General features: G+C 72.3%; 9 protein-coding genes. 8 read left to right on the top strand and 1 reads right to left on the bottom strand.

Translation table 11 applies throughout. The annotated features are described in order from the left end of the window. The first annotated feature begins 234 nt into the window (after window positions 1-234). From ACFW3D_RS37210 to ACFW3D_RS37235, 6 genes are all read left to right on the top strand, one after another. Complete coding sequence (locus ACFW3D_RS37210) at window positions 235-912, top strand: CBS domain-containing protein (protein ID WP_500512220.1); 678 nt, start codon at window positions 235-237, stop codon at window positions 910-912. 48 nt (window positions 913-960) lie between these two features. Next, the gene (locus ACFW3D_RS37215) at window positions 961-1,230 is read left to right on the top strand and encodes an SHOCT domain-containing protein (RefSeq protein ID WP_500512222.1); all 270 of its coding nucleotides are present in this window, start codon (window positions 961-963) and stop codon (window positions 1,228-1,230) included. Between the two features lie 55 nt (window positions 1,231-1,285). Beyond that, on the top strand, window positions 1,286-1,927 hold the full coding sequence (locus ACFW3D_RS37220) for a CBS domain-containing protein (RefSeq protein WP_500512224.1): 642 nt from the start codon (window positions 1,286-1,288) through the stop codon (window positions 1,925-1,927). A 21-nt stretch (window positions 1,928-1,948) separates the two neighbouring features. Further along, the gene (locus ACFW3D_RS37225; protein WP_500512226.1) at window positions 1,949-2,611 is read left to right on the top strand and encodes a helix-turn-helix domain-containing protein; all 663 of its coding nucleotides are present in this window, start codon (window positions 1,949-1,951) and stop codon (window positions 2,609-2,611) included. Window positions 2,612-2,747: 136 nt separating this feature from the next. Beyond that, window positions 2,748-3,383, top strand: coding sequence for a CBS domain-containing protein (locus ACFW3D_RS37230; RefSeq protein WP_500512228.1), 636 nt, complete (start codon window positions 2,748-2,750; stop codon window positions 3,381-3,383). Between the two features lie 74 nt (window positions 3,384-3,457). Beyond that, window positions 3,458-4,135: a pyridoxamine 5'-phosphate oxidase family protein gene (locus ACFW3D_RS37235; protein ID WP_500512230.1), complete on the top strand. Its 678-nt coding sequence runs from the start codon at window positions 3,458-3,460 to the stop codon at window positions 4,133-4,135. Window positions 4,136-4,226: 91 nt separating this feature from the next. Here the strand turns inward: ACFW3D_RS37235 and ACFW3D_RS37240 are convergent, their stop codons facing one another. Next, window positions 4,227-5,015, bottom strand: a complete 789-nt coding sequence (locus ACFW3D_RS37240) for an SAM-dependent methyltransferase (RefSeq protein ID WP_500512232.1) — start codon at window positions 5,013-5,015, stop codon at window positions 4,227-4,229. A 538-nt stretch (window positions 5,016-5,553) separates the two neighbouring features. On the opposite strand from ACFW3D_RS37240, the gene ACFW3D_RS37245 reads away from it, so the two are divergent. Both ACFW3D_RS37245 and ACFW3D_RS37250 read left to right on the top strand, forming a co-directional pair. Further along, on the top strand, window positions 5,554-9,354 hold the full coding sequence (locus tag ACFW3D_RS37245; protein ID WP_500512234.1) for a S8 family serine peptidase: 3,801 nt from the start codon (window positions 5,554-5,556) through the stop codon (window positions 9,352-9,354). Window positions 9,355-9,814: 460 nt separating this feature from the next. Further along, complete coding sequence (locus ACFW3D_RS37250) at window positions 9,815-13,246, top strand: CARDB domain-containing protein (RefSeq protein WP_500512236.1); 3,432 nt, start codon at window positions 9,815-9,817, stop codon at window positions 13,244-13,246. Window positions 13,247-13,287 lie beyond the last annotated feature (41 nt).

Consider the following 13,287-nt stretch of genomic DNA (forward strand, 5'->3'; position numbering starts at 1 on the left):
TCTCCCCCGGATGCGCGTGCCCCGCCCGAGGTGGCGGGCCCGTTCCCGCGCGGAACTCGTGATCGCAGGCGACGCCCGCGGCCCGGTCGACGGCTCGCACATGGGCCGGTCGGCCCGGCCGGGGGGACCCCCGGCCGTGGCGGTGGCCCCACCGGCCCAAGCAGAACCGGGTGGAGTCGACCGACAGTGGGACCGGAGGGGACGGACCCAACCGTGCGCAGGGAGGCGGGGACGATGCATCACCGCAACGTCGGCGATCTGATGACCAGGGCGGTCGTGTCCGTGCGGCCGGACGCTCCGTTCAAGGAGATCGCGAAGCTGCTCGCGGAACACGACATCACGGCCGTCCCCGTCGTGGACGAAGGCGGCCGGCCGGTGGGCGTGGTCTCCGAGGCGGATCTGCTGCGCAAGGAAGCGGGGCAGCCGGACCCGGGCGGTCTGCTGCCGGCCCGGCACCCGCGGCCCGGTGAACGTTCCCGCGTCGCGGCCACCACCGCGGAAGGGCTGATGAGCAGCCCACCGGTCGTGGCACGGCCGCAGTGGTCCGTGGTCGAGGCGGCCCGGGTCATGGAGCGCCGAGGGGTGAAGCGGCTGCCCGTGGTCGACGAGGCGGGCCGGCTCGTCGGGGTGGTCAGCCGCGCCGACCTGCTGCGGGTCTTCCTCCGCAGGGACCGGGCCATCCGTGAGGAGATCACCGGTGACCTGCTGGTGAAGACGCTCGGGCTGGCCCCCAGCGCGGTCACCGTCCAGGTGGCCGACGGGAAGGTCGTCCTCGACGGCGTGGTGGACCGTCGCAGCCTGGTGCCGGTGGTGACGGAACTGTGCCGCGGCGTGGACGGCGTCGTCAAGGTCGAGGCGCACCTGGGCCACAAGGCCGACGACACCGTCCGGCCGGCCCCCGCACACCGCTGAGCCGGCCGGCAACGGCGGCGGCCCGGGCGCCGTGGTGAGGAGGACGCGATGTTCGTCTACGGCCACATGAACGGCTGGGGCTGGGCCCTGATGTCCCTCGGCTGGCTGGTGCTGCTGGTCCTCGTCGGCCTGGCCGTGACCGCACTGCTGCGGCACGCCCCCGACGGCGGTGCGGGTCGTGCCGCCGACCGGGATCGCCGGGATGCGCGGGCACTGCTCGCGGAGCGGTACGCCCGCGGTGAGATCGACGACGAGGAGTACCGGCGGCGCCTGGCGGTACTGGAGGAGGCCACGGCTCACCGGCAGGGGTCGAGGTGACCGGACCCGCCACGCCTGCCGGCCGCGTCCGGCACGCTCGTCGAAGGAGGCGGCCATGAATGCCGACCGGCATCCGGCGACGGTGGGCGACGTGATGACCAGGAAGGTCGTCGCGGTCGCCCTGGGCACGTCGTTCAAGGAGATCGTGCGGACCCTTGAGCAGTGGAAGGTCAGCGCCCTGCCCGTGGTGGCCGGGGGCACCCGGGTCGTCGGCGTGGTCTCCGAGGCGGATCTGCTCCGCAAGGAGGAACGCCGCGAGGACGACGCCCCGCCGGTCGGCGCAGGCCCGGACAAGGCGGCCGCAGTCACCGCCGGGGAGCTCATGACAGCCCCGGCGATCACCGTGCACGAGGACGCGCCCCTGGCGCGGGCGGCGCGTGCGATGGCGCTGCACCGCGTCAAGCGGCTGCCCGTGGTCGACGCCGACGGCGCGCTGCGGGGCGTGGTGAGCCGGGGGGACCTGCTCAAGGTGTTCCTGCGGACGGATGAGGACCTCACCCGCGACGTGCGCGAACTCATCGCGGGTGAACTCCTGCCCGAGGCCTGGCAGTCCGTGGACGTCGAGGCGGCCGACGGGGTCGTGACGGTGAGCGGCCTGCTCACCGACCGGTCGCTGGTGCCGGTCGTGGCCCGGATGGTGCGTTCCGTCGAAGGTGTCGTGGACGTGCGCTTCGACCTCACCTCGGGCCGCGTGTGAGGAGGAAAGGACTTGACCGCCATGACGAAGCATCCCGCGACCACCGCGACCGGGGACATCGGGCGGCGCATCGCGATGCGCCGCGAGGAACTGGGCCTGTCCCGGGAGGACGTGGCGGCACGCACGGGCATCGCGCCGGGCTATCTGCGGTACGTCGAGCAGGACGCCACCGCCGCTCCCGGCGTCGCGACGCTGCGCGGCGTGGCCAGGGCGCTGGACACGAGTGTGTCCGCGCTCAGCGGCGGCGAGGCCGATCTGCCGCCCGGCCGCGGGCGGGCGGCGGGACACGCGGAACTGGTGGAACTGGGCGGCGAGGAATGCTGGGAGCTGCTCTCCACGCACGGTGTGGGCAGGCTCGCCCTTTTGATGCCCGAGGGGATCACCGTCGTGCCGGTCAACTACTGCGTCGCCGACGGCGCCATCGCCTTCCGTACCTCTCCGGCCGCGACCCCCGCGGAAGCCACCGACACCAAGTGCGCCTTCGAGGTGGACGAGGTGGACGACGCCCTGAGCCAGGGCTGGAGCGTCCTCGTCCGCGGCATGGCGCACACCGTCACCGACCCCGCGGGAGTCAGGCGGCTCGACGAGCAGGCCCGCACCGGGCCGTGGGCCGGCGGGGGGCGGGATCTGTGGCTGCGCATCACCCCGGCGAGCGTGACCGGCCGGCGCATCGTGGTGGGCTGACGTGCCGGCGACGGGAGGCCCCGCATGAGCGGGTACCGGCCGGGCCGGCACAAGGGCCGGAAGGCCCCTGCCCGCGGCGGGTCCGGGAAAGCAGGCTGGGGAGGGGGACCGGGCCCCCGCCCGCGAGGAGGACCCCATGCACGGCAGCCCGCACGTCGTCGGTGACGTGATGACGAGGTCCGTCGTCGCGGTCGGCAGGGGCGCCTCCTTCAAGGAGGTCGTCACGACGATGGAGGAGTGGAAGGTCAGCGCCCTGCCCGTGCTGGAGGGCGAGGGCCGGGTCGTGGGAGTGGTGTCCGAGGCCGACCTGCTGCCCAAGGAGGAGTACCGGGACAGCGCCCCTTCCCGTTACGAGCAGATGCGGCGGCTGCCCGACCTGGGCAAGGCGGGCGCCACCACCGCCGACGAGTTGATGAGCGCCCCCGCGGTGTGCGTGCACGCCGACGCCACCCTGGCCCAGGCGGCGCGGGCGATGGCGCTGCGGCACGTCAAGCGGCTGCCCGTCATCGACGGTGCGGGAATGCTGTGCGGCATCGTCAGCCGGGGCGACCTGCTGAAGGTCTTCCTGCGCCCCGACGACGAGATCGCCGAGGAGGTCGGGCGGGAGATCGTCGCCTACCTGTTCCCCGGCGAGCCCCCGCCGGTGCGGGCCCGTGTCGAGGAGGGCGTCGTCCACTTCCGCGGCCCGCCGGGCGACCCGTCGCTGGTCCCGGTGGCGTCGCGGTTCGCCCGCGCGGTGGAGGGTGTCGTCGACGCCGTCTGGGACACGTGAACGGACGACGATCAGCAGGGTCCGACCGGCGTACGCGGCAGTCCGCGGCGCCTCGGACCCCCGGGACCGAGGAGATGAGCGGCATGGCACCGAAGCCGTTTCCGGCCGCCCCCGGTGACATGGGGCGACGCGTGGCCAAGCGGCGCGACGAACTGGGCCTGACCCGTGAGGAGGTCGCGGCCCGGGCCGGCATGGCCACCAGTTATCTGCGGTTCATCGAGGAGCAGTCCACCGCCGCCCCTGGACCGGGAACGCTGGGCACCCTCGCGGCGGTACTGGACACGACGGTCACGGCGCTCAGCGGAGGAGAGGCCGACCTCCCGCCCGGCCGCCGCGGACGCGCTTCGCCGCACGCACGCCTGGTGGACCTCTCCCCCGGCGAATGCTGGTCGCGGCTGGACGGCCACGGTGTGGGCCGGGTCGCGCTGACGACTCCCGGTCACGAGGCCGTCCTGCCCGTGAACTACAGCGTGGTCGACCGTTCCGTCGTCTTCAGGACCGCGCCGGGCTCGGGCCCCGCCGAGGTCGTCGGAACGGAGGTCGTCTTCGAGGTGGACCAGGTGGACGAGGCGCTCAGCCAGGGCTGGAGCGTCCTGGTACGGGGCCTTGCCCGGCGGGTCGAGGACCCGGAGGCCGTACGGTACCTGGCACAGCGGGTGTACAGCGGCCCGTGGCCGGGGGACGACGACCGCGTCATGTGGGTCCGTATCGAAGCGGGCGCGATCAGCGGCCGCCGTATCGACGTCCCCTGACGCACCCGCTCCCTCGCCGCCGGGCCGCGGGAGGCCCGGGGACCCCCGGTCCCCGGGCCTGCGTCGTGCAGGGCGCGGACGTCTGCGGACGTCAGCGGACGCGGGCGACCCCGGCGTAGATCCCGCTGCCCTCCGGCGACGGCGCCTGCGGCGTCCTGAACCACTCCGGGGCCGTCACCAGGCCGGGGGCGACCAGGTCCAGGCCCTCGAAGAAGCGCGCGACTTCCGGGCGTGTGCGGAAGCCGAGGCGGATGCCGCCCTTGGCGTACTCGGCGGTGACCTGCGCCGCGAGCTCCGGGTGGAGATCGGACGCGGCGTGCGACAGGACGAGGTGGCTGCCCGGCGGCAGGGCGGAGAGCAGGGTGCGCACGATGCCGTGGGCGTCCTGCTCGTCGGGGACGAAGTGCAGCAGGGCGATGAGCGAGAGGGCGACGGGGCGGGTGAAGTCCAGGACGCCGCGCGCGTGCTCGAGGATCTCCTCCGGACGGTGGGCGTCGGCCTCGATGAAGTCCGTGACGCCTTCGGGACGGCCGGCCAGCAGCGTCTGTGCGTGGTGCAGCACGAGCGGGTCGTTGTCGGTGTAGACGACCTTCGCGGCCGGCATCGTGCGCTGGACGATCTGGTGCAGATTGGGTTCGGTGGGGATGCCCGAGCCGATGTCGAGGAACTGGTCGACGCCCTGCGCGGCGAGCCAGCCGGCGGCCCGCTGCATGAACTGCCGGTTCTGCCGGGCCGCGTCACGCGCCTCGGGAGGCAGTTTCTCGCCCACCGCCTCGTCGGCGGGGTAGTTGTCCTTGCCGCCCAGCAGCCAGTCGTAGAGGCGTGCCGGGTGGGCTCTGCCGGTGTCGATCCGGGGTGGATGAGGGGTGCCGGTCGTCATGACGGACTCCGTCGCACGAGGGGGGTCGGTGTGGCTGTCGATCTCGGCAGTCTGGCACATCAAGTAACGGGCAGATAAGGGAAGTTGGCGCGCCGGGCGGACCCGCACGGGCTTTTGCGCCACAAATGGCGACATCTTCAGGCGCACCCGAATTCACGGCACAAATACGGGAGTCCTCTTTTCTCGGTCCGCCCCGCCATCGACGCGGAGCGACTTCCCCACCGATCGAAACTTTCGCGGAAAGCGGGACCCGGACCGCATCGGCGGCGGAATTCCCATGTTTCCGATGAGTTAACATCCGAGTCACTCGACAACGCACCGCCCGGATTGCGTCCCTGTCGACGAATCCGCAGGTCACAGCCAGTCCCTGAGGGCGCATCAGATATTGGCTCACAAGGTGTCGCCGTCGATGACCCGAACCGGACCGCCCGGCGCGAAAATAGAGCACGCTACAGTCCGTTGGTGCTGAGTTCAAGTGCTTTACACAGGCTCTTCAGGGGTGATCAGATTCCTTCGATCGTCCACTCTGGAGGGCAATGTGAGACCCCGTTTCCCCCGAAGATGCGCAGCGCTGGGAGCCACCGCTCTCGTCGCCGCCCTCGTGACCCCCGGAGCGGCGCAGGGCGCCGCTCCCGCCGCGCCCGACGCGGTCACGTCCACCGCCACGGCCGCGGCGCAACGCCCGCCCGCAACGGTCACGTTGATCACCGGTGACAAGGTGACGGTGGCTCAGGTCCCGAAGGGCACGGCCCCCGCCGTGCAGGTCGAGCGCGCACCCGGGGCCACGGGCTCCGTGCGCGTCGCCACCGAGGGCGGGGACACCTACGTGTACCCCTCCGAGGCGATGGCGTACATCGCGACGGGCCGCCTCGACAAACAGCTCTTCAACGTCACACAGCTGGTGGCCCAGGGCTACGACGACGCGCATCTCAGCACGCTCCCCCTGATCGTCACGCGCACCGAGGAGTCCGCCGCCCTCAAGCAGCGGACCGGACTGCCCGGGGCGCAGACCACGCTCGGTCTCCCCTCCGTCCGCGGCGAGGCGGTCCGCGCCAAGCGGTCGGAGGCCGCGGACTTCTGGTCGGCGCTCACCGGCACCGCGCAGGAAGCCGGTCAGGCGTCGGCACGCCTGGCCGACGGGTCCGACGGGTCCGACCGCGCCTCGGCGGCACCGCGCTTCGCAGCCGGCGTCGACCAGGTGTGGCTGGACGGCAAGGCGAAGGCGACGCTCGCCGACACCACCGCGCAGATCGGGGCGCCCGCCGCCTGGGCCGCGGGCGGTACCGGGGCCGGGGTGCGGGTGGCGGTCCTGGACAGCGGGGTGGACACCACCCATCCCGACCTGGTGGACCGCATCGTGGCGACCCGCAGCTTCGTCCCGGGTACCGACGTCATCGACCGCAACGGGCACGGCACGCACACGGCGTCCACCGTGGCGGGCACGGGCGCCGCCTCGGGCGGCAAGGAGCAGGGCGTCGCCCCCGGCGCCGACCTGCTGGTGGGCAAGGTCCTCGGCGACAACGGATCCGGGACCATATCCGGGATCATCGCCGGCATGGAGTGGGCGGCGCGGACCGAGCACGCCAAGGTCGTCAGCATGAGCCTGGGCGTCAGCGGCTGGCACACCCAGGACGACCCGATGAGCCAGGCCGTGAACCGGCTGAGCGCCGAGACCGGCGCGCTCTTCGTCATCGCCGCGGGCAACGACGGCCCCGGGGCCTACAGCGTCGCCGCGCCGGGGACGGCCGACGCCGCGCTCACTGTGGGCGCGGTCGACGCGTCCGACCACCTCGCCGAGTTCTCCAGCGCCGGACCTCGCATGAACGACGACGCCCTCAAGCCCGACATGACCGCCCCCGGAGTGGACGTGCTGGCGGCGCGCTCGCAGCACATGGAGTGGGGCGAGGGCTTCTACCGGGTCGACAGCGGCACGTCCATGGCGACGCCCCACGTCGCGGGGGCGGCCGTGCTCCTGGCGCAGAAGCACCCGCAGTGGACCGGGCAGCAGATCAAGGACGCCCTGATGGGCACGACCGTCCCCACCCCCGACTACAGCCCCTACCGGGCGGGAACCGGCCGTCTGGACGTGGCCGCGGCGTACGGCGAGGACCAGGTCGTGGCGACCGGATCGGTCGACGCGGGCCTCGTACGGTGGGCGCCCGGTGCTCAGCGGCAGCCGGTCAAGCGGAAGATCACCTACACCAACACCACCGACCGGCCGGTCACGTTGCGGCTCACCGTCGACCGCGGCGAGTCCCCGGCACAGGTGTTCACGATGTCCGGCGACCGCGTCACGGTACCGGCGAACGGCACGGCCACCGCCGAGGTCGTGGCGAACGCCAAGGGCCTGGCGGCCGGCCAGTACGCCGCCCGGGTCACGGCACGCCACGCGGGCGGCGAGGTGCACACCGCGGTGGGGATCTCCGTCGAGCCGGAGAAGCACGACCTCACCATCCGTCTGAAGGACCGTGACGGCCGGCCCGTGAGCGGCGAGGTCGAGATCCGGAGCGCGGACGGCGGGTCCACGTACATGTGGGTCCCCGACGGCTCGCTCACCAGCCGCTGGGCGCCCGGTTCCTACATGGTCTCGTCGGTCGGGGACGTGCGGGGCCTGGGCGGACGCCACTCGCTCGGCCTCGCGGTGCTGACGGCCCCCGAGGTCGCGCTCACCGCCGACCGCACCGTGGAGCTCGACGCCTCCCGCGCCCGCCAGGTGAAGGTGGCGACACCACGGCCGACCAGCGTGGTCAGCAGCAGGATCGACCTGTACCGCTCCTTCACCTCCGGCACCCCCACCCCCGCCGACGGGAACGCCCTGCGGGAGAGGATCTGGCCCTCGGCCGCCTACGACAGCCTGTGGGCGCTGCCGACCAAGGACAAGGTGAGGAAGGGCAGCTTCGCCTTCACCACCAGAATCCGCGCCGAGCAGCGGCCCCTGGCGATCGGCTACCGGGACCGCCTCCTGGACGACGCACTGGTGCAGCCCGGTTCCCGGCCGATGCGGGACGGCACCTCCCGCCTGGACGCCGTCTTCGCCGGCAACGGAACACAGGCCGAGTACGCCGGCGTGTCCGCCCGCGGCCGGGCCGTGGTGGTCCGCAGCAGTGACGCCGTGTCCCCCGCCGAGCAGGCGGCGGCCGCGCGTGCCGCCGGCGCGGCGCTGCTCCTGGTGGTCAACGACCGTGAGGGCCGCAGGAGCGACTGGTACGGCGACCCCGACCAGGTGACGACCGGGCAGCTCCCGGTCGCCGCGCTGAACCTGGACGAGGGCGAGGCACTGATCAAGGAGGTCGCCGCCGCGGGCGGGAAGGGCCTGCGGCTCGCGGTCGAGGCGCATCCCGCGCCGGAGTACCTGTACGACCTCGTCGACCAGCACCTCGGCGGGATTCCCGCGGACCCCTCCGCGAAGACCGACCCTCGCGCCCTGGCCCGCGTCGACGTCGACTTCACCCCGCCTCCCGGGCGGAAGGTCTTCGAGTCGCGGCTGGACTTCCCCTCGTACGACTACCCGCCGTACAAGGGCTTCTCGCCCAACGCGCTTCCCGCCGGGACCGCAGCCCCCGGACGGCGCACCGAATGGGTCACCGCGGGGGTCCAATGGCAGCAGAACGCCGCGCTGGACGGCTGGGGCAGTTCGTCCACCGACCTGATGACCTACCGGCCGGGCAGCGTGCAGAAGGACCGCTGGTACGGGCCGATCACCCGGCCCCGCATGATCACCTCCGATCTCCCCTACCGGGGCGAGAACGCGATGAGCGCCTACATCCAGGGATTCGGCGACGCGGGCTCGGCGCACAGCGGCGGATCGGGCATGTACCAGGCGATCTCGTTCTACCAGGGCGACCGGGAACTGTCCCGGATCGAGGGCTACCCCTGGTTCGGGGCCGGTGACCTCGCGCCCGAGAAGCTCCCCTACCGTTTGGTCGTCGACACCAAGGGCGACCCGGGGCTCAGCCCCTACTCGACCGCCACCCGCACCGAGTGGCGCTTCACCTCCGGCGCCCCCGAGAGCGTCCAGGCCGTCCCGTTGGTGCAGCTGGACTACGGCACGGACCTGGACGCCGAGGGCAGAGCCGGGCGCAGGACGGAGCTCGCCGTCACCCCTGTGGTCCTCGGCAGTTCCGCTGCCGGGGACGCGGTCTCCTCGGTCCGGCTCGAGGTCTCCTACGACGACGGGGCCACCTGGCTGCGGCAGGGGCTCAAGGAGAAGAAGGGAACCTGGCAGGCGGACCTGAGAGCACCGGGCAGCGCCGGGTACGTGTCGATCCGTGTCACCGCCGAGCAGCGCAACGGCGGCGGCGTCACCCAGACCGTCACCCGGGCCTTCGGCCTGAAGTGACACCGTGAGGGGCCGGTGCCGGGCACGATCACGTGCCGGGCACCGGCCCCTTCGCGTCTCCGAAGCCGGGGGTCTTGCGCGGAGAACTCAATAAATTTCGTTCCCCTTGACCGCTCGATGCGCTGCCTCCACCCCGTCCGGCAACCACCCGAGCGATCTGCCTGGGACTACGCCATCACGGTGCAGATCCGGCGGCACGCAAGCGCCCCGCAAGTGACGCAAGCACAGCTGGGCTTCAACTGCCGCCAGATTACAAGCTGTTGACAAACCCGAGACGTCCGAGAAATCTAATGACGCGCTTTCCGCAAGAAGTTGACTGCCTGACTCAATTCGCGTGCATGGCCGGCTCTCGCCTCGGATGGATCCCCTTCGATCAGTGCTTCCCCTGCTCGCCCCGCTCCCCCTGGTTCCTCCTCGCCCGCCTGCCGCGTGCCCCGCCCCCCACGGAATAGAGGACCCCATGCGTTGGAGACCCCTCGGCCGACGGTCGCTGTCCGCAGCCGCCCTGGCCGGGCTCACGGCCCTCGCGCTCTTGCCGATGTCCGCCCCTGCGACGGCAGCCCCCTCGGCCTCGGACGCTGCCGCCGCCGACGTCAACCTCGCCCTCGGCCGCCCCGCCACCGCGAGCGGCTCCCACGGCGAGTACCCGGCCGGGAACACCACCGACGGCACCCAGGCCTCCTACTGGGAGGGCCCGGCCGGCTCCTTCCCCCAGTGGGTGCAGGTCGACCTGGGAACGACCCGCAGCGTCGACCGGATCGTGCTCAAGCTGCCCTCCGGCTGGGAGACCCGGACCGAGACGCTCTCCCTGCAGGGCAGCACCAACGGCTCCTCGTTCAGCACGCTCGCCGCCTCCACCGGAAGGGTCTTCAACCCGGCGCAGGCCAACACCGTGGCCGTGGACCTGGCCTCCCCCGCCGACGCCCGGTTCGTCCGCGTCAACGTCACCGGCAACACCGGCTGGGGCGCAGCGCAGTTGTCGGAGCTGGAGGTGTACGGCGAGGAGGGCGGCCCGACCGACCCTCCGCCCACCGGCACCAACCTGGCGCGCAACAAGCCGGTCGAGGCCACCTCGTCGGTGCAGAACTTCGTCGCCGCCAACGCCACCGACGACTCCACCTCCACCTACTGGGAGGCCGCCGGTCACCCCGCGGACCTCACCGTCAAGCTCGGCTCGGCCGCGGACGTCACCGGTGTCGTCGTCAAGCTCAACCCCGACCCGGTGTGGGCGGCCCGAACCCAGGCCATCCAGGTGCTGGGCCGCGCGCCGTCCGCGACCGGATTCACCTCGCTGCGCGACCGCGCCGACTACTCCTTCAGCCCGGGCACCGGGAACGCGGTCACCCTTCCGGTCAGCGGACGCTGGGAGGACGTCCGGCTGCGGTTCTTCGCCAACTCCGGCGCGCCCGGCGGCCAGGTCGCGGAGTTCCAGGTCGTCGGCACCGCCGCTCCCGCGCCCGACCTCACCGTCACGGGCCTGAGCTGGTCGCCTGCCGCCCCGTCCGAACGGGACGCGGTCACCGTGAACACCGGGGTCCGCAACGCAGGCACCGCGCGCTCCGCGGCGACGACGGTGGACGTCAGCGTGGAGGGAACGGTCGCCGGGTCCGGCTCGGTGCCCGCCCTCGACCCGGGCGAGTCCGCCACCGTCGCCGTCTCCACCGGTACCCGCGCGGCGGGCAGTTACGGCGTCTCCGCGGTCGTCGACCCGGGCAACACCGTGGCCGAGCTGGACGACAGCAACAACAGCCGCAACGCCGCGGACCGGCTGATCGTGAGCCAGGCTCCCGGACCCGACCTCGAGGTCACCGGCATCACCACCAACCCGGCCAATCCTGCCGTGGGTTCGGCCGTCTCCTTCACCGTGGCCGTGCACAACCGCGGTACGACGGCCGCGGCGGCGGGTTCGGTGACCCGGCTGCAGGCCGGCTCCACCACGCTGAACGGCACCACCGGCCAGGTCGCGGCGGGCGCGACGGTGAACGTCGCGATCAGCGGCACCTGGACGGCGACCGCCGGCGGCGCCACCCTCACGGCCACCGCCGACGCCACCGGGGTGGTCGCGGAGACCAACGAGAACAACAACGTGCTCGCCAAGCCCCTCGTCGTCGGGCGCGGCGCCGCTGTGCCGTACACCGAGTACGAGGCGGAGAACGGCCGCTACCAGGGCACCCTCCTGACGGCCGACGCCAAGCGGACCTTCGGGCACACCAACTTCGCCACCGAGTCCTCCGGCCGCAAGTCCGTCCGGCTGGACTCCGGCGGCCAGTACGTGGAGTTCACCTCCACCACGTCCACCAACTCCATCGTGGTCCGCAACTCCATCCCCGACGCCGCGGGCGGCGGCGGATCGGACGCCACGATCAGCCTCTACGCCGACGGCACGTTCGTGCAGAAGCTGTCCCTGTCCTCCAAGCACAGCTGGCTGTACGGCAGCACCGACGACCCGGAGGGGCTGACCAACCGGCCCGGCGATGACGCACGGCGGCTGTTCGACGAGTCGCACGCGCTGCTGTCGCGCACCTACCCGCAGGGCACCACCTTCCGTCTGCAGCGCGACGCGGGCGACTCGGCGGCCTACTACGTCATCGACCTGATCGACCTGGAGCAGGTCGCCGCCCCGCTGAGCAAGCCGGCCAACTGCACCTCGATCACCGAGTACGGGGCCGTCCCCGGTGACGGGCTCGACGACACCGACGCCATCCAGCGGGCGGTCACCGCCGACCAGAACGGCCAGATCTCCTGCGTGTGGATCCCGGCCGGGCAGTGGCGGCAGGAGCAGAAGATCCTCACCGACGACCCGCTCAACCGCGGCCAGTACAACCAGGTCGGCATCCGGGACGTCACCATCCGCGGCGCGGGCATGTGGCACTCCCAGCTCTACACCCTGACCCCGCCGCAGAACGCCGGGGGCATCAACCACCCGCACGAGGGCAACTTCGGCTTCGACATCGACCACAACACCCAGATCTCCGACATCGCCATCTTCGGCTCGGGCACCATCCGCGGCGGCGACGGCAACGCGGAGGGCGGCGTCGGCCTCAACGGGCGCTTCGGCAAGGACACGAAGATCACCAACGTGTGGATCGAGCACGCCAACGTCGGCGTCTGGGCCGGCCGCGACTACTCCAACATCCCCGAGCTGTGGGGCCCCGGCGACGGGCTGGAGTTCTCGGGGGTGCGGATCCGCAACACCTATGCCGACGGCATCAACTTCGCCAACGGCACCCGCAACTCGACCGTGTTCAACTCCTCCTTCCGCAACACGGGTGACGACGCGCTCGCGGTGTGGGCCAGCAAGTACGTCAAGGACACCTCCGTCGACGTCGGCCACGACAACCACTTCAGGAACAACACGATCCAGCTGCCCTGGCGCGCCAACGGCATCGCGGTCTACGGCGGCTACGGCAACACCATCGAGAACAACATCGTCTCCGACACGATGAACTACCCGGGCATCATGCTCGCGACCGACCACGATCCGATCCCCTTCTCCGGGCAGACGCTCATCTCGGGCAACGCCCTGTACCGGACGGGCGGCGCGTTCTGGGGCGAGGCCCAGGAGTTCGGCGCCATCACGCTCTTCGCACAGGGCACGGACATCCCGGGCGTGACCATCCGGGACACCGAGATCCACGACTCGACCTACGACGGCATCCAGTTCAAGACGGGCGGCGGCACGATGCCCGGCGTCAAGATCACCGACGTCCGCATCGACAACTCCGTGGGCGGCTCCGGCATCCTCGCGATGAGCGGCGCCCGCGGCAGTGCCACCCTGACCAACGTCACGATCACGAACTCGGCCCAGGGCGACGTACTGATCGAGCCCGGCTCCCAGTTCACCGTCACCGGCTCGCCGAACGGCGCGTCCGCGGCACGCAGGTCCGTCTGAAACCGGCGGGGGGCCCCGCGCCCCCCCCGGCGGGGGCCGGG

Origin of the sequence: Streptomyces sp. NPDC058864 (assembly GCF_042742985.1) — a bacterium.
Taxonomy (GTDB): domain Bacteria; phylum Actinomycetota; class Actinomycetes; order Streptomycetales; family Streptomycetaceae; genus Actinacidiphila.